20 protein-coding genes are annotated in these 15,572 nt (G+C 68.8%); 16 read left to right on the top strand and 4 right to left on the bottom strand.

What is annotated here, in order from left to right:
* Positions 1–11: 11 nt before the first annotated feature.
* A complete protein-coding gene (locus DV707_RS08865) occupies positions 12–1,100 on the bottom strand; it encodes an NADH:flavin oxidoreductase/NADH oxidase (RefSeq protein ID WP_103992305.1) in 1,089 nt (362 codons plus the stop codon).
* Positions 1,101–1,213: 113 nt separating this feature from the next.
* Between DV707_RS08865 and DV707_RS08870 the strand changes: the two genes are divergently transcribed.
* Positions 1,214–1,399: a hypothetical protein gene (locus tag DV707_RS08870; RefSeq protein WP_103992203.1), complete on the top strand. Its 186-nt coding sequence runs from the start codon at positions 1,214–1,216 to the stop codon at positions 1,397–1,399.
* Positions 1,400–1,570: 171 nt separating this feature from the next.
* On the opposite strand, the gene DV707_RS08875 is transcribed toward DV707_RS08870, so the two are convergent.
* Complete coding sequence (locus tag DV707_RS08875; protein WP_103992204.1) at positions 1,571–2,362, bottom strand: GTP cyclohydrolase III; 792 nt, start codon at positions 2,360–2,362, stop codon at positions 1,571–1,573.
* A 165-nt stretch (positions 2,363–2,527) separates the two neighbouring features.
* Between DV707_RS08875 and DV707_RS08880 the strand changes: the two genes are divergently transcribed.
* From DV707_RS08880 to DV707_RS18605, 3 genes are all read left to right on the top strand, one after another.
* Complete coding sequence (locus tag DV707_RS08880; RefSeq protein WP_103992205.1) at positions 2,528–3,340, top strand: HAD-IIA family hydrolase; 813 nt, start codon at positions 2,528–2,530, stop codon at positions 3,338–3,340.
* A 71-nt stretch (positions 3,341–3,411) separates the two neighbouring features.
* Positions 3,412–4,002 (top strand): DJ-1/PfpI family protein, encoded by a 591-nt coding sequence (locus DV707_RS08885; RefSeq protein ID WP_103992206.1) that lies wholly within the window; start codon positions 3,412–3,414, stop codon positions 4,000–4,002.
* A 294-nt stretch (positions 4,003–4,296) separates the two neighbouring features.
* A complete protein-coding gene (locus tag DV707_RS18605) occupies positions 4,297–4,470 on the top strand; it encodes a hypothetical protein (RefSeq protein WP_170216826.1) in 174 nt (57 codons plus the stop codon).
* Positions 4,471–4,516: 46 nt separating this feature from the next.
* On the opposite strand, the gene DV707_RS08890 is transcribed toward DV707_RS18605, so the two are convergent.
* Both DV707_RS08890 and DV707_RS08895 read right to left on the bottom strand, forming a co-directional pair.
* Positions 4,517–4,915: an OsmC family protein gene (locus DV707_RS08890; protein WP_103992207.1), complete on the bottom strand. Its 399-nt coding sequence runs from the start codon at positions 4,913–4,915 to the stop codon at positions 4,517–4,519.
* A gap of 132 nt (positions 4,916–5,047) precedes the next feature.
* Positions 5,048–5,764 (bottom strand): metal-dependent hydrolase, encoded by a 717-nt coding sequence (locus tag DV707_RS08895; protein WP_103992306.1) that lies wholly within the window; start codon positions 5,762–5,764, stop codon positions 5,048–5,050.
* A gap of 125 nt (positions 5,765–5,889) precedes the next feature.
* Between DV707_RS08895 and DV707_RS08900 the strand changes: the two genes are divergently transcribed.
* The 12 genes from DV707_RS08900 (at position 5,890) to DV707_RS08950 (ending at position 15,572) form a co-directional block, all read left to right on the top strand.
* Complete coding sequence (locus tag DV707_RS08900; RefSeq protein ID WP_103992208.1) at positions 5,890–6,624, top strand: fumarylacetoacetate hydrolase family protein; 735 nt, start codon at positions 5,890–5,892, stop codon at positions 6,622–6,624.
* 276 nt (positions 6,625–6,900) lie between these two features.
* Positions 6,901–7,512, top strand: coding sequence for a gluconate 2-dehydrogenase subunit 3 family protein (locus DV707_RS08905; RefSeq protein WP_103992209.1), 612 nt, complete (start codon positions 6,901–6,903; stop codon positions 7,510–7,512).
* Positions 7,505–9,112, top strand: a complete 1,608-nt coding sequence (locus DV707_RS08910) for a GMC family oxidoreductase (protein ID WP_103992210.1) — start codon at positions 7,505–7,507, stop codon at positions 9,110–9,112. The genes DV707_RS08905 and DV707_RS08910 overlap by 8 nt, the downstream gene beginning before the upstream one ends.
* 133 nt (positions 9,113–9,245) lie before the next feature.
* On the top strand, positions 9,246–10,343 hold the full coding sequence (hisC, locus tag DV707_RS08915) for a histidinol-phosphate transaminase (protein ID WP_103992211.1): 1,098 nt from the start codon (positions 9,246–9,248) through the stop codon (positions 10,341–10,343).
* On the top strand, positions 10,340–10,912 hold the full coding sequence (locus DV707_RS08920; protein WP_103992212.1) for an adenylate kinase family protein: 573 nt from the start codon (positions 10,340–10,342) through the stop codon (positions 10,910–10,912). The genes hisC and DV707_RS08920 overlap by 4 nt, the downstream gene beginning before the upstream one ends.
* Complete coding sequence (locus tag DV707_RS08925) at positions 10,909–11,532, top strand: CDP-alcohol phosphatidyltransferase family protein (protein ID WP_103992213.1); 624 nt, start codon at positions 10,909–10,911, stop codon at positions 11,530–11,532. The genes DV707_RS08920 and DV707_RS08925 overlap by 4 nt, the downstream gene beginning before the upstream one ends.
* A gap of 281 nt (positions 11,533–11,813) precedes the next feature.
* Positions 11,814–12,032 carry a zinc ribbon domain-containing protein gene (locus DV707_RS08930; RefSeq protein WP_103992214.1) on the top strand — a complete coding sequence of 73 codons (219 nt, stop codon included), beginning with the start codon at positions 11,814–11,816 and terminating at the stop codon, positions 12,030–12,032.
* Positions 12,032–12,205, top strand: coding sequence for a hypothetical protein (locus DV707_RS18610; RefSeq protein WP_170216828.1), 174 nt, complete (start codon positions 12,032–12,034; stop codon positions 12,203–12,205). The genes DV707_RS08930 and DV707_RS18610 overlap by 1 nt, the downstream gene beginning before the upstream one ends.
* A gap of 48 nt (positions 12,206–12,253) precedes the next feature.
* Positions 12,254–13,366, top strand: a complete 1,113-nt coding sequence (locus tag DV707_RS08935; RefSeq protein ID WP_103992215.1) for a S1C family serine protease — start codon at positions 12,254–12,256, stop codon at positions 13,364–13,366.
* A gap of 161 nt (positions 13,367–13,527) precedes the next feature.
* Positions 13,528–14,067, top strand: coding sequence for a multiprotein bridging factor aMBF1 (locus tag DV707_RS08940; RefSeq protein ID WP_103992216.1), 540 nt, complete (start codon positions 13,528–13,530; stop codon positions 14,065–14,067).
* A gap of 82 nt (positions 14,068–14,149) precedes the next feature.
* Complete coding sequence (tpiA, locus tag DV707_RS08945; RefSeq protein WP_103992217.1) at positions 14,150–14,794, top strand: triose-phosphate isomerase; 645 nt, start codon at positions 14,150–14,152, stop codon at positions 14,792–14,794.
* A gap of 25 nt (positions 14,795–14,819) precedes the next feature.
* Entirely contained in the window at positions 14,820–15,572 is a 753-nt protein-coding gene (locus DV707_RS08950) for a DICT sensory domain-containing protein (RefSeq protein ID WP_103992218.1), read from the top strand.

The raw sequence follows: 15,572 nt of genomic DNA on the forward strand, positions 1-15,572 counted from the left end.
GCCGGAGACGATCAGCGGAACCGACCGCGCTCGTACTGCACCGGCCACTCGACGTCGACCCCGAGTTCGTGGGCGGCCTCCAGCGTGAAGTACGGGTTCCGGAGGTGCTCACGTCCGACTATCGCCAGGTCCGCGCGGTCGTTTCGGATCAACTGATCGGCCTGCTCCGGCGTCGTGATCCCGCCGACGGCACCGACGGCGGCGTCGGTGGCCTCGCTCACGCGCTCGGCGTAGGGAACCTGGTAACCGGGGCCGCTCTCGGGGACCCGCTGGTCGGGGTGGATCCCGCCCGAACTGACGTCGATCAGATCCGCGCCCGCCGCGGCGAGAAGCGGCGCGAGCCGCGCGGAGTCGTCGAGGTCCCACGACGGCCGGTCCGGCAGCCAGTCGGTCGCGGAGATCCGCGCGAAAACCGGTCTGTCGTCCGGCCAGACGTCTCGGACCGCCTCGACGACTTCGAGCGGGAAGCGGGCGCGGTTCTCGAAGGACCCGCCGTACTCGTCGTCGCGGTCGTTGGCGACGGGCGAGAGGAACTCGTGGAGGAGGTAGCCGTGGGCGAGGTGGACCTCCGCGATCCCGAACCCGACGTCGCGGGCGCGTTCGGCCGCCAGCCGGAACTGCTCGATCACCCGCTCCATATCGTCCCGCGTCATCGCGCGGGTCGGGACCGGTTCCCCGTCGGGGTGCGGGTACGGGACCGCACTCGGCGCGAGCGTCTCCCAGCCGCCCTCGGATTCGGGGATCGGTCCGCCGCCATCCCAGGGGCGTTCGACGCTGGCCTTGCGTCCGGCGTGGGCCAGTTGGATCCCCGGGACCGCCCCCTGCTCGCGCATAAACTCGACCGTGTCCGAGAGGGCCTCGGCGTGGTCGTCGGACCAGATTCCCAGGTCGCCGGGAGAGATCCGTCCGGCCGGCGAGACCGCCGTCGCCTCCGTCATCACGACGCCCGCACCGCCGACGGCGCGGCTCCCGAGGTGCACCCGGTGCCACTCCGTCGCGAACCCGTCGTCCGCCGAGTACTGACACATCGGAGAGACCATCACGCGGTTCGGCAGCTCCGTCTCGCGGAGTTCCAACGGGGTGAAGAGCGAGTCGGTCATCGTCGGAGCCTCGTTCCGAGCGCTCATACGCTTGACGTCCGCGGAATATCCGAACGACGGATCGTTTTAGGCCTACCAAAAGCATTATCACCGGTCCACGACCTCCCTCTGGTATGGACCTGAGGGACGCCGTCGACGGAGCGAGAACGAATCAGGAAGCCGGCGAGGAACAGCGGGCGGAGTCACCGGCCGTGTCGGCCCTCCGATCGTCGCCGGATCGCGTCGTCTTCAGCGAGGACGGGAACAGCGACGGCTGGATCTCGATCGACGCGGAACTGACGTTCCAAGTCGAACGGTAGCGGCGAGATCAAATCGATCGATAGCAGCGGGACGAAAACCGACCGATAGCGGCGAGATCAGACCGATAGCGACGGAGCCCGACGGACGCTCGTTGTTCGGTGCTCGCTACTCGGCGGTCACGACTCCTCGTCTACGGCGGCGTCTGCGATCGACCGCCCACCCGATCTGACTCAGTCGGTCGTGATGCCCACTTCGTCGACGGGACGGCTGAGTTCGACGACGGTGCCCTCGTGTCGACACGTCTCGAGCGCGTGTTTCGCGTCCATCCCCGCGACGTGGGGATTCGAGGCGACGCCGACGCCGACTTTGAGTTCGACCCCCGCCTCCGCTTCGACGTGGTCGATCGCGTCGCGGTAGTCGTCGCCGTCCATCGCCGGACAGATCGAGATGATGTTGTCGCCGCCGACGAAGAAGGAGAGCGCGCCGTACTCCTCGCGGAGGTACCGCATCAGGGTCGCGTACCCCTGTTCGATCTGGATGAACGAGTCGAACTCGTTGAGCTGATCGGTGTACTTGCCGGTCGCGTCGTTGACGTCGAAGTGTGCGATCTGGACGTCGGAACTCGTCCGCTCCGGCTCGGCGAGGAACTCCCCCGACAGCACTTCGCGACGGTCGCCGTCCTGGGCCGATCCCGCGTGTTGGAGCCCGGCCGTCGCCGCTTCGAGCGCTTCGACCGGGGAGGCGTCGATACCGGTGCCGAGGCTGATCGTGACCGGATACCGGTTCCCGATCGTCTCCTGTAGCAGGCGGTGGTCGTCGGCGTCGAGCCCGTTGGTGATCGCGACCATGTTGTCGAAGCGCGTGAAGAAGACGTACCCGTCGCGACTCCCGACGAACTGTGCCAGGTCGGCGAAGAGCCGGGACTGGAGCGTCTGGAGGTCCATCTCGCGTCGGGGTTCCGGCGTCACGGTCCACGGCCCGTAGTTGTCGATCTGAACGAGGGTGAGCTGGGAGTTCGTCACAGTCGTTTTCTGGGACCTCGCATATATGCCTCTTTCCGTATCAGATTAGATTACCTTCTCAGTTCTGAGATAGCGCGGGACCGACCCGTCCGTCACCCCGAACGGATCGCGACGCCTGCGGGCGCGCCCGTCACGTTCAATATTTACACCTCCCTACGGCGTCCGATGGGTGTTCGCGGAGTCATCTTCGACGTCGACGGGACGCTGGTGCGAGGCGAGGAACCGATAGCCGGCGCGGGGGCCGGACTCGACGCCGTCGACGCGACGGGGCTGCGCCGCCTGCTGGTCTCGAACAACCCGACGAAGCCGCCCGAGGCGTACGAGCGCCGGCTCCGTCGCGCGGGCTTCGCCGTCGATCCGAGCGAAGTCATCACCGCCGGGTCCGTGACCGCGCGCTACCTCTCGGAGAACCACCCGGAAGACGAGATCGCCGTCGTCGGCGAGTCGGGCCTGATCGATCTGCTCCGGGCGGCCGGACTCGCGGTCGATCCCCTCGGCGGCGACGCTTCCCCTCGGGCCCCGGACGTCCTCGTCGCCTCCGTCGATCGGGAGTTCTCCTACGAGACGCTCCGGCGCTGCCTGCAGGTCCTCGAAGACCGGTCCGTCACGTTCGTCGGGACCGATCCGGACGTCGTCATTCCCGCCGCGGACGGCGACGCGCCGGGGTCGGGCGCCATCATCGACGCCATCGCGAACGTCGCGGGTCGCGACCCGTCGGTCGTTCTCGGGAAGCCGAGCGAGAGCGCCCGAGAGATGGCGCTCGAACGGCTCGGTCTCCCCCCGGAAGACGTCCTCGTCGTCGGCGACCGACTCGATACCGACGTCGCCTTCGGCGAACGCGCCGGGATGACGACGGCGCTGGTCCGGACCGGGATCGCCGGCGCGACCGATCCCGGGGCGCCCGGGATCGACCCGGATTACGTGCTCGACTCCCTCGAAGGACTCGATTCCGTTCTCGACGACCTCGCGACGTCCTGATCGCGGGAAGTGCCGAACGTAGGCAACAATAGTTATTGATCCTGCGACGAAACGTTCAACGAGGTAAAACGATGAGCAAACAGATCCTGATGATCGTCGGCGACTTCGGCGAGGACTACGAGACGATGGTACCGTACCAGGCCCTAGAGATGGTCGGCCACGAGGTCGACACCGTCTGTCCGGAGAAGGAGGCCGGAGACACGGTCAAGACGGCGGTTCACGACTTCCGCGGCGATCAGACGTACCTCGAGACGCGCGGGCACGACTTCGAGGTGAACGCGACGATGGACGAGATCGACCCGGCCGACTACGACGCGCTCGTCGTCCCCGGCGGGCGGGCCCCGGAGTACCTCCGCACGTACGAGGAAGTCTTAGACGCGGTCAGGCACTTCTTCGAGGAGGACAAGCCGGTCGCGGCGGTCTGCCACGGGCCGCAGATCCTCGCCGCCGCCGGCGTCCTCAACGGCTACGAGATGACGGCGTACCCGGCGGTTCGGGCGGAAGTCGAGGCCGCCGGCTGTTCGTGGGTCGACGAGGTCACCGTCGACGGCAACCTCGTGACGGGGCAGGCCTGGCCCGACCACCCCGAGTGGCTGGCGGCGTTTCTCGACCTCCTCGGGACGGAGATCGAGACCGGCGAGGCCGCCGTCGCCGACGATTAGGGTCGGACGTGTCGCCGTCGTCGACGAGTCGATCCGGACGCGCGTCGTCGGCGACGAGCGCGGGATTGGACGGGCCGTCGTCGTTGAGGAGTGATGCCGGACGGGCCGTCGTCGTCGACAATAGAGGCCGGACGGGCCGTCGTCGTCCACGAGTGAGGCGCCGAAACGGGAGTCGACGCGGCCGCCGCAGGGGAACCGTCCTGTCCACGCTCCCGTACGTATCCGCCGCGGACGACCGAGTGGTGTGGTACCGTCTGACAAAGGTTTATGTACTATCGAGACGTTCCTGAGAGTATGGACAGTCAGCCGAACAGTCCGTACGTCTACTCCGAGGACGTCTCGGAGCCGGCCGAACCGTACGTCTCGCACGACGAAGTCGAAGAAGACGCCTTGCCCGACCCCGAGGGTCGAGACGTGATCATCGCGGACGGACAGGCGATGAGTTACCGCGCGTACCACCGGCGGTGAACTCGTTTTCGGAACTGTTCGATCGAGGCGGCGAGAGCCGCTCGCCCTAGAACGCGTCGCCGTGGACCGTCGCGTCCGCGTGGAGTTCCTCGCGGAGCGCCGAGTGGACGTGACAGATGCCCTTCGCGCGCTCGAGGATCTCGTCGAGCGTCTCCTCGTCGAGGTCCGCCTCGACGTAGATGTCGAAGCGGATCGCTTCGAGGTCGTCGTCCTCGTCGAGGTCCGCGTCGGCGTCGATCTGGACCTTGCCGAGGTCGTCGTGGCCGCGCTGTTGGCCGCCGACGCGGAAGGCCGGCAGGAAGCAGGAGGCGTAGTCGGCGACGAGAACGGCGTTGGGGTTCGGTCCCTCCTCGTCGGTCGCGTCGATGGTGAGCTCGAAGTCGCCCACCTGGCTGGTGCTCGCGAACCCTTCCTCGCTGACGGTCGAAGTCTGAATGTCGCTCATTCTGACTGAGGGGACGGTCGGGAGCGCCCTAAAGGTTGGCTACCGGGTCGTTTTCGCCCCGATCTGTGACCGACGAGAGCGCGGACCGAACCGGCGTGGTGCGGGCGGTTCCGGCGCTACGCCGCTCTGACGCTACTCCAGGGTGAACGACTCGTCGCCGTCGAGGACGTGAACGTCCGCCGAGGAGCCGGTCGCCTTCACCTCGCGGACGAAGTCGTCGGTGTCGATCTCGATCGGCGGGAACGAGTCGTAGTGCATCGGGAAGACGTGATCGACGTTCAGCCAGTCGGTGGCGATGGCCGCCTGCACCGGGCCCATCGTGAAGTGGTCGCCGACGGGCAGCGCCGCGGCGTCCGGCTCCAGGTACGGCCCGATGACGTCTTTCATTTCGGACATCAGCCCGGTGTCGCCGGCGTGATAGAACGTCGTCGCGTCGGCGTCGGACTCCTGGGTGGGCTTCTTGTCGCTGATCAGGAAGCCGACGGGGACGCCGAGGCTGGTCTCATAACCCGTGTTGAGTCCGTTCGTGTGGTCCGCCCGGTGCATCGTCACGAAGGCCTCGCCGCACTCGACGGTGCCGCCGATGTTCATCCCGATACTCTCCCCGAAGCCGACCTCGGACTCCATATAGCCGGTCATCTCGGGGACGCCGACGACCGTCGCGTCGGTGAATTCCCCGGCGTCGCTGATGTGGTCGGCGTGGCCGTGCGTCAAGAGCAGGTAGTCCGGGGTCTCGACGTCCGCCGCCGAGAGGTCGGTCTTGGGGTTGTCGAAGAACGGGTCGATCAGGAAGGTTGTGCCGTCGACGTCGACGTGCCACGTCGAGTGGCCGTGCCAAGTGAGTTCCATCGTCATGTTCCACCTCTACATTCCATCGGATCGACAATAAAGCGTACTGTAGACAGATAATCACACGCACACCTCTGTCCGCGGAGATGGAAAGAACGAAGCGACGCGCCGCCGACTGCCCGCGTATGCGCACGGTCAGATTCAGAGACCCGGCGGGATCGGTTCGAACGGGCGAGTGGCACGGCGACGGCGTCTCCTTCGGCGGGGAGACCTACGACCTCGGCGACGTCGACGTGCTGCCGCCGTCGGACCCGACGAAGATCGTCTGCGTCGGCCGCAACTACGCCGACCACGCCGCGGAGATGGACAACGAGATCCCGGACCGGCCGCTGCTCTTTCTGAAGCCGCCGAACGCGCTCTCCGGACACGGCGACACGGTGACGCTGCCCGCCGGCAAGGAGCGCATCGACCACGAGGCGGAGATCGCCGTCGTGATCGGCGAGGCCGCCCGGAACGTCGACGCCGCCGACGCGATGGACCACGTTGCGGGCTTCACCTGCCTGAACGACCTCTCGAACCGCGACGACCAGCGCCGGGAGACCAACTGGGTCCGCGGGAAGGCGTTCGACAACGCCGCCCCGACGGGACCGGCGCTGGCGACGCCCGACGAGGTGCCCGCCGACGCCGACATCGAACTGCGCGTGAACGGCGAGACGAGGCAGTCCTCCTCGCGGGACCACCTCGCCTTTTCGGTGCCCGACCTCATCGAGGAGATCACGGACTATCTGACGCTGGAACCGGGCGACGTCGTCGCGACCGGAACTCCCGGGGGCGTCGGCCCGCTGGAAGACGGCGACACAGTCGAAGTCGAACTGGAGGGCGTCGGCACCCTCGAACACGACGTCCGAATCCCGGAGTAGAGCGGAGAGCGCCCGCGGCGACGGATCCGACGATCGACGCAGCGTTACGCGGTCGGTCCCTCCCCGACGAAGGCGTCGAGGAGGGACTGCTCTCGCGCGTCGTCAGCGGGTCGCTCACGCTGTCGGTGCTGGAAGACCTCGACACCTCGGTGCTCCTGGTGGAGCGCCCTCACTCGCGGTCGATCGCGGAGCGGCTGTTCGGCCGGTGAGCACGTCGCCGATCCGACCCGGTCCGAAAGGACAACCCCTAAGTTTAGGTTCGCCTAATTCGAGGGCGTGGAACTGACTCGACGCGACGCCCTGGCGGCGCTGGCGGCCGCGGGCGCGACGATTGGCGGCGGCGTCCTCGCCGGGCGGATGGAGCCGCCACGCGCGGACAGCGAGGGACCGGCGTCCAACGGCTCGGACCCCTCGACGGAGCCGTCGCTGTCGACCGATCTTCTGGACCTCCTCGACGCGCTCGCCGGCGTTCTCTATCCGGACGGCGTCGATGGGCGCCGGGAGTTCGTCGAGACGTACGTGCTGGGGCGCATCGGAGACCGCCCGGACTACCGCGCCGGACTCCAGGAGGCGGCCGCCCAGCTCGACGCCGTCGCCCGCGACTGGGAGGACGCCCCGTACGCCGACCTCGACGCCGACGCTCGCGACCGACTGCTCCGGAACCTGGGCGTCGCGGCCGCCGATCCCGACCCCGAGGGGCCGATCTCGGATCGGATCCGCTTCTTCCTCGTCGACGACCTGCTCTTCGCCTTCTACTCGTCGCCCGCCGGGGGTCGGCTCGTCGGCATCGAGAACCCGATCGGCCACCCCGGCGGCATCGAGAGCTACCAGCGCGGGACGATGCCCGACGCAGCCGGCGGCCAGAACGGCGGTGAGAGCGATGGCTGAGGACGGCGGCGTCGGCGACGGCGTCGACCGCGCGCCCGCCTCCCGCGCGGACGTCTGCGTCGTCGGCTCCGGACCCGCTGGGGCGCTCGTCGCGCACCGCCTCGCGGAGCAGGGCGCCGACGTCGTCGTGCTCGAAGCCGGCCCGCGGTTCGACTTCGCCGACCGACGCGAACAGCAGGAGCGGCACATCCGTCCGGGGATGGACGACCCCTGGGAGATGGGCGGGCCGCGGGACGACTACACGACCGCCGGGCGTCACTACCCGCTGAACGCCGCGCGGGTGAAGGGAGTCGGCGGGTCGACCCTGCACTGGCAGGGGATGGTGATGCGCCTGCACGAGCGCGACTTCGAGATGGAGACGCGCCACGGTGTCGGCGTCGACTGGCCGATCGACTACGAGGACCTGCGGCCGTACTACGCGGACGCCGAGCGGGCCCTCGGTGTCGCGGGCGCGATGGACAACCCCTACGCGCCGCCGCGCGAGGAGCCGTATCCCCTCTCGGCCTTCCCGCCCTCCTACTCGGACTCGCTGTTCGCGGAGGCCTGCGAGCGACTCGGGATCGATATGCACTCGGTCCCGAACGCGCGCAACTCCGAACCGTACGACGGTCGCGCGCCCTGCCAGGGGTACGGGACCTGCCGGCCGGTCTGCCCCTCGGGCGCGAAGTACACCGCCGAGTCCCACGTGGAGAAGGCCGAGTCCGCCGGCGCGCGAGTGATCGATCACGCGCCCGTCCAGCGACTCGAACACGACGACGCGGGCGACGTCGTCGAGGCCGCGGTCTACGCGACGCCGGACGGCACCGGGCACCGGCAGACCGCCCGGCGGTTCGTCCTCGCCTGCGGCGGCGTCGAGAACGCGCGCCTGCTCCTCCTCTCGGCGTCCGAACAGCACCCCGACGGCCTGGCGAACTCCTCGGACGCCGTCGGTCGCTTCTTCATGGACCACCTGTTCGCCGGCGCCGGCGGCCGACTCGACGAACGGACGCGGCAGAACCACGTCGGGTTCATCACCAGCGAGTGCCACCAGTTCTACGACGACGAGGACCCGATCGAGGGGACGAAACTGGAGTTCCTCAACTACGCCGGCCCCTCGCCGGTGATCGAGGCGCTGCACGCCGAGACGTGGGGCGACGAGCTCTTAGCGCAACTCCGGGAGTCCTACGGCACGCACATCGCGATGGGGGGGCTCGTCGAGCAACTGCCCGAGGCCGAGAACCGGATCACGCTCGACCCCGAACGACGCGACGATCACGGCAACCCGGTCCCGCACGTCGAGTGGTCGCTCTCGGAGCGAACGAAGCGAGCCGTTCGACGCGCGAACGACGTCCAGCACGCGATTTTAGAAGAGCTCGGCGTCGACATCGAGTGGACCGTCGGCCCGGAGGCGACGGGGCCCGCCTACCACCAGATGGGCACCACGCGGATGGGGACGGACCCCGACGAGAGCGTCGTCGACGCCGAGTGCCGGACGCACGACCTCTCGAACCTCTGGGTCGTCGGCTCCTCGGTGTTCCCCACCGGCGGGGCGATGAACCCGACGCTCACCATCGCCGCGCTCTCGCTCCGTGCGGCGGCGTCGCTGTCGGCGTCGCTGTAGGTCCCGACGGTCCCCCGTAGGCGCTCGTCGCGGACAGCCGTCCCCGACGCCGGTAGCCGCCGGCGCGTCGAATCCGCGCCGAGCCCGCACCGGAGACGCACCCTTAAAGACCCGCGGGCGACAGCGTACGCGTATGCAACCGAGGGACCTCTCCGAACACGAGGCGTACGTACCCGGCCGCGGGGCCGAGGAGGTGGCCCGCGACCTCGGGATGGACCCCGAGGAGTTGACGAAACTGTCCTCGAACGAGAACCCGCACGGGCCGAGTCCGGACGCGGTCGCGGCCGTCGAGGCCGCCGCGCCCGACGTGAACGTCTACCCGAAGGCCTCCCACACCGACCTCACCGAACGGATCGCCGAGAAGTGGGGACTCGACGACTCGCAAGTGTGGGTCAGCGCCGGGGCGGACGGCTCGATCGACTACCTCTCTCGCGCCTTCCTGGAACCCAACGACGACATCCTCGTCCCGAAACCGGGCTTTTCCTACTACTCGATGTCGGCGCGGTACCACCACGGCGACGCGTCGACGTACCGGATCTCGAAGGACGACGACTTCGAGCAGAGCGCCGAGGCGATCCTGTCGGCGTACGACGGCGAACGGATCGTCTACGCGACGACGCCGCACAACCCCACGGGATCGGTGCTTCCACGCGAGGAGATCCGGACGCTCGCAGAGGAGGTCGACGAGCAGACGCTCGTCGTCGTCGACGAGGCGTACGCCGAGTACGCAGCGGAGCCCTCCGCGATCGACCTGCTCGACGAGTACGACAACCTCGCGGTGCTCCGGACGTTCTCGAAGGCCTACGGGCTCGCGGGGCTCCGGATCGGCTACGCCGCCGTCCCGTCGGCGTGGGCCGACGCCTACGCCCGGGTGAACACCCCGTTCGCGGCCAACGAACTCGCCTGTCGCGCCGCCCTGGCCGCGATCGACGACGAGGAGCACCTCGAACGCTCCGTCGAGACCGCCCGGTGGGCCCGCGAGTACTATCACGAGGAACTCGACGTGCCGACGTGGGACTCCGGCGGCAACTTCGTCCTCTGTGAGGTCGGCGACGCGACCGCCGTCGCCGAGGCGACACAGGAGCGCGGCGTCATCGTCCGCGACACCTCCAGTTTCGGTCTCCCCGAGTGCGTCCGCGTCTCCTGCGGGACGCGCGAGGAGACGAAGACGGCGGTCGAGGTGCTCAACGGGGTCGTCGCCGACCTGCGCCCGGAGGCCTCCGAGCCGTGAGCCGAATCGCGCTCACCGGAACGCCCGGAACAGGGAAGACGACCGTCTCAGAGCTCGTCGCCGAGAAGCTGGACATCGAGGTCGTCCACCTGAACGACGCGATCCGCGAGGCCGACCTCGTCGAGGAGCGCGACGTCGAACGCGACTCGCTGGTGGCCGACCTCGACGCCGTCGAAGCGTGGCTCGACGATCGGGAGTCGAAAGGCGCAGACGGAGCCGTCGGCTCCGACGGGGCCGCTGGGGAGCACGAACGAGACGTCCTCGTCGAATCGCACCTCTCGCACCTCCTCGACGTCGACCGCGCTATCGTGCTCCGCTGTCACCCCGACGAACTTAACCCGCGGCTCCGCGAGCGCGGCGAGTCCGAGGACTCGATCGCCGAGAACGCAGAGAGCGAGGCCCTCGACGTGATCCTCGCGGAGGCGGTCGAACGGCACGGCGCGGAGTCGGTCTGGGAGATCGACACGACCGGCCGCCCGCCCGAGGCCGTCGCCGACGACGTGGCGGCCGCTATCGAGGGCGAGGCCGAGCCCCGCGTCGGCGTCGTCGACTTCGTCGAGTACCTATGACGCTGGATCAGTACCGCGACCTGGCCGATCGGCTGCTCGGGCCGTTCGTCGCCGCCGCCGACCGGGCGGGCTTGAGCCCCGACGGGGTCAGCGTCGTCGCCTTCGGCTTCGCGGTCGCCGCCGGCGGCGCGTTCGCACTCGCGGCGCCGGCGTGGTACGTCCTCGGCGCGCTGTTCGTGTTCTGCAACGGCTGGCTCGACCTCGTGGACGGCGCGCTGGCCAGGGAACAGGGCGTCGAGAGCGACGGCGGCGACCTCCTCGATCACGTCCTCGACCGCTACGCCGACATCGCGATGCTGGTCGGTCTCGCGGCCGGAATCGACGCCTACGCCCTCGGACTGGCGGCGGTCACCGGCGTCCTGATGACCTCCTACCTCGGGACGCAGATCCAGGCCGTCGGGCTCGGCCGCGCCTACGGCGGCCTCGTCGGGCGCGCGGACCGACTCGCGATCATCGGCGTCGTCGCCTTCGCCGCCGCGCTGTCGCTGGCGGTGGCGTCCGTCCCCGTCCGGCCGCTCGGCCTGTCGCTCGTGGGGTGGCTCCTCGTCTTCTTCGCCCTCGTGGGACACCTCACGGCGCTGCAGCGGTTCTGGGGCGCGTGGTCGGACCTGTCGGCGTAGCGAGGTCGGCACCGCCGGAGAAGCGTCTCCGGATAGGGGCAGGTTGGCGTACAGTCGGCACCCGCTCGCGGCGACATCCTCGCCAGCGACGCAGTCGGTTTCCGCAACGCCGACCGCGTCGTCGCCGTCATTCCCCGCGTCGACGTGCCGAGCAACCGCGGCCCGACGCGGGGTGACTGTCAGATCACGGAGCGTCTGGTTCCGGGTTTCTATATAAACTCTCGCCGATCGGGTGAGGGCGCGGGACAAAATTGATGCCCGATTCCCGTCTGGGTTGACGTATGGTCCCCCAACCTGACACCGACCGCGGCTGCCCGAAGTGCGGCCACACCGAGACCGACGTCGGGACGATCTCGACGACCGGCGGCGGGCTCTCGAAGATGTTCGACATCCAGACGAACAGCTTCAAGGTCGTCTCGTGTACGAACTGCGGCTACTCGGAACTCTACCGCGATACGACCTCCGGCACCAGCGACATCGTCGACGTCTTCTTGGGCTGATGGCAGAGGGCGCGCTCCTCGTTCTCGTCCTCCTGTTCGCCGTCGGAGCGCCGCTGGTCCTCTACGCGCTCGTGCGAGCGGAGCACGACCAGCGGTCGACGATGGACCGTCGCGACGCCGAGCGGGCGGCGCGGCGGGATACGACGGAAGAACCCGGCTCCCGCGACCCCTGATCGAGTCCGGTGGACCGATAAGCCCCCACCGCCGAGACGCGGTCAGGAATGGACGATCCGACCCCGACGCGACGGCGGTTCCTCGAACTCGGCGGGACGGCCGCTCTCGGTGCGATCGCGGGCTGCAACACGGATGCACCGAGCGCCGGGACGGGGTCGCCGCGGGAGTCGAGGTCCCCGACGACCGCACCCAGTGACCACGCCGTCGACGCGCCAGAACCGTCGGAGGCGACGGCAGTAGACAGCCCGTACGCGCGAGTGTATCGGCAGGCCGTCGGTTCGGTGGTGCAGGTCCGGACGGACGGGGGCCGCGGGACGGGGTTCGTCGCCGAACCGTCGCACGTCGTCACGAACGCCCACGTCGTCGAGGACGCGTCGGCCGTCGACGTCCGGTTCAGTGAGAGCCGGTGGAGCGAGGGGGACGTCGTCGGCACCGACCCGCGCACCGACCTCGCGGTGATCGGACTGCCGGAGTCGGCTCCGAAGCCGGAGCCGTTGTCGTTCGCCGCCGCCGATCCGACCGTCGGGCAGGAGGTCGTCGCCATCGGCAACCCGTTCGATCTCGACGGCACGCTCACCACCGGAGTCGTGAGCGGCGTCGACAGGTCCGCGCCCGCGCCCACCGGGGCGCAGATTCCGGACGCGATCCAGACCGACGCGGCGATCAACCCCGGAAACAGCGGCGGCCCGCTGATGTCGCTGGACGGCCGCGTCGTGGCCGTCATCAACTCCGAGACGGGCGAGAACATCGGGTTCGGTATCTCGGCCGCACTCGCCCGGCGCGTGGTGCCGCGGCTCGTCGAGAACGGCTCGTACGATCACTCGTTCCTAGGCGTCACGCTCGCGGGAGTCACTCCCGGCCTGGCTCGCGCGCTCGGACTGTCCGGGCCGCAGGGAGTACTCGTCACCTCGGTCCTCGACGACGGCCCGTCGGCCGGGCGCCTCCGCGGCGGCACCGAGACGCGTCTCGTCGACGGAGCCCGTGTCAGCGTCGGCGGCGACGTGCTCCTGTCGATCGACGGAGAGACGCTTCGGACGACGGAGGACCTCAGCAGCCACCTGGCCCTCGAGACGCGACCGGGAGACACGGTGACGTTGACCGTCCGCAGAGACGGGTACGTGACCTCCGTCGACGTCGAACTCGGAACCCGACCGGAGTAGCGACGCCGGCGGAAAGTGCCGTCACGTCGTCGGAATCGCGTGAGAAGGCTGTCGAAACGGGGCCGTCACGTCGTCGAAACGGGGCCGTCACGTCGTCGGAACGAAGCGCGCCCCGTTCCCGCGGCGTGTGCTTTATATCGCCCCCTCGACTACGGCAGGGTATGCCCCAGTGCGAGATGTGCGGCAGTGAGCGGCCGTCCCTGACGACGGTCAAGGTCGAGGGGGCCGAACTCGAACTGTGCGACGACTGCAAGGAGTTCGGCACCGAGGTCCGCACTGAGTCGAGTTCCTCCCAGTCGACGAAGTACTCGACGTCGAGCTCCTCGCAGTCCTCGGGTTCGAGCGGCTCTTCGAGCACGTCCTCGTCGGCCGGGAGCGGTTCCTCCGGCGGTTCGACCCGCCGCCGCGATATGTTCGACGATATGGACGAGATCGCTGCCGACTACGACCAGCGGATCCGCGAGGCGCGCGAAGGCCTCGGCCTGAGCCAGGAGGAACTCGCGCAGTCGCTCAACGAGAAGGCGAGTCTGATCCGCAAACTCGAACGCGGCGACATCCTCCCCCCCGACGACGTCCAGAAGAAACTCGAACGGAAGCTCGAGATCTCGCTCGTCGAGGGCGGCGACACCGACGACAGCGACTGGTCGGGCGGGTCGTCGACGACGACGACGCTCGGCGACGTGGTCAAGCGGAAGGACTGATCTTCTGACCCGTTCGGGTCGAACGATGTCGGTACCGATTCCGATCGGTAATTTATTTCGTCGCGGGGTTGCAACCGCATACGTGTTCATCCTAGTCAATCTGAAGGCCTATCCGTGTGACCCGATCGAGGTGGCGACCGCCGCGCGCGACGTCGCCGAGGAGTCCGACGTCCGCATCGCCGTCTCCCCGCAGGCGGCCGACGTCGCCCGCGTCTCCGAGACCGGCGTCGAGACGTGGGCCCAGCACGTCGATCCGAACGGTCACGGGAGCCACACCGGCAGCACCCTCGCGGAGTCGGTCGCCGAGGCCGGCGCGGACGGAACGCTCATCAACCACTCCGAGAAGCGACTGAAACTCGCTGACATCGACGGCTCGGTCCGGGCCGCCGAACGCGCCGGACTCGAGACCTGCGTCTGCGCGAACAACCCCGCACAGATCGGCGCGGTCGCGGCGCTCGGCCCCGACAGCGTCGCGGTCGAACCGCCGGAACTGATCGGCGGGGACGTCTCCGTCGCGACGGCCGACCCCGGCATCGTCGAGGACGCCGTCGCCGCCGCCGCGAACGTCGACGAATCCGTGGACGTCTACTGCGGCGCGGGCATCTCCTCGGGCGAGGACGTCGCGACCGCGGGCGAGTTGGGCGCGACGGGCATCCTCCTCGCCTCCGGCGTCGCGAAGGCCGACGATCCCCGCGCGGCGCTCGAAGACCTCGTCGCGCCGCTCTGAACGGATTTCGGATGCAAACTCCAGTATGACGCTCCGGCGATTTCTCGATCGGGTCGAGGATCCGAACAGATCGCTCGTCGTGCTCAACAGGCGGGCGCCGGATCCGATCCAGCGGATGCTGGGGAACCTCTTCGAGAACCAGCCGATTTCGATCGAGGAGGTCGACGTCCCCGACGGCGACGAGGACGTGGTTCTCGTCGTCGAAGACGGCTCGATCGTCGCCCAGTCACCGCTGGAGGAACTGCAGGACTCGATCCTGCTTATCAACTCCGACCTGTTCGTCACCGGGGCGCGTGAACTGGAGGAGGTCGAACTGCCGTCCGTGATCCGACGGCTCGACGACGTGCCGTTCTTCCTGCGGGGCTACCCCCAGTCGCACTCGGAGAAACTGCTCTTGATCCTGCTGTCGCGATACATCGAACGACGGGCCTGGGAGCGACGGGCCGGGACGCTCAGGGCGTCGTTTCAGGACCTCTCGCGGATCGAAGACGAGATGGGGACCAACAGGGTGTACCGCACGCTGGACGATTCGCCGGTCGACGTCCACGTGTACGGCACGCCCGGTTGGGAGCCCCCGCGGGACTCGACGATCACGATCCACGCCGGGTACGAGGAGGACTTCCTCGACTCGTGGTTCGTGGTGTACACGCCCCCGGAGGGCGACGAACACGTCGCGCTGCTCGCGCTCGAAGAGAGCCCGAACCAGTGGGCGGGCTTCTGGACCTACCGGCGACCGCTGGTGGCGGACATCAACGAGTACATTATGCGGCGGCTGTGA

The sequence above is a fragment of the Halobellus limi genome (assembly GCF_004799685.1).
Classification (GTDB): domain Archaea; phylum Halobacteriota; class Halobacteria; order Halobacteriales; family Haloferacaceae; genus Haloquadratum; species Haloquadratum limi.

Coding starts and splice junctions, on each gene's coding strand:
- DV707_RS08865 (WP_103992305.1), bottom strand. CDS start 1,100: ATGACCGACTCGCTCTTCACCCCGTTGGAACTCCGCGAGACGGAGCTG.
- DV707_RS08870 (WP_103992203.1), top strand. CDS start 1,214: ATGGACCTGAGGGACGCCGTCGACGGAGCGAGAACGAATCAGGAAGCC.
- DV707_RS08880 (WP_103992205.1), top strand. CDS start 2,528: ATGGGTGTTCGCGGAGTCATCTTCGACGTCGACGGGACGCTGGTGCGA.
- DV707_RS08885 (WP_103992206.1), top strand. CDS start 3,412: ATGAGCAAACAGATCCTGATGATCGTCGGCGACTTCGGCGAGGACTAC.
- DV707_RS18605 (WP_170216826.1), top strand. CDS start 4,297: ATGGACAGTCAGCCGAACAGTCCGTACGTCTACTCCGAGGACGTCTCG.
- DV707_RS08890 (WP_103992207.1), bottom strand. CDS start 4,915: ATGAGCGACATTCAGACTTCGACCGTCAGCGAGGAAGGGTTCGCGAGC.
- DV707_RS08895 (WP_103992306.1), bottom strand. CDS start 5,764: ATGGAACTCACTTGGCACGGCCACTCGACGTGGCACGTCGACGTCGAC.
- DV707_RS08900 (WP_103992208.1), top strand. CDS start 5,890: ATGCGCACGGTCAGATTCAGAGACCCGGCGGGATCGGTTCGAACGGGC.
- DV707_RS08910 (WP_103992210.1), top strand. CDS start 7,505: ATGGCTGAGGACGGCGGCGTCGGCGACGGCGTCGACCGCGCGCCCGCC.
- hisC (WP_103992211.1), top strand. CDS start 9,246: ATGCAACCGAGGGACCTCTCCGAACACGAGGCGTACGTACCCGGCCGC.
- DV707_RS08925 (WP_103992213.1), top strand. CDS start 10,909: ATGACGCTGGATCAGTACCGCGACCTGGCCGATCGGCTGCTCGGGCCG.
- DV707_RS08930 (WP_103992214.1), top strand. CDS start 11,814: ATGGTCCCCCAACCTGACACCGACCGCGGCTGCCCGAAGTGCGGCCAC.
- DV707_RS18610 (WP_170216828.1), top strand. CDS start 12,032: ATGGCAGAGGGCGCGCTCCTCGTTCTCGTCCTCCTGTTCGCCGTCGGA.
- DV707_RS08935 (WP_103992215.1), top strand. CDS start 12,254: ATGGACGATCCGACCCCGACGCGACGGCGGTTCCTCGAACTCGGCGGG.
- DV707_RS08940 (WP_103992216.1), top strand. CDS start 13,528: ATGCCCCAGTGCGAGATGTGCGGCAGTGAGCGGCCGTCCCTGACGACG.
- DV707_RS08950 (WP_103992218.1), top strand. CDS start 14,820: ATGACGCTCCGGCGATTTCTCGATCGGGTCGAGGATCCGAACAGATCG.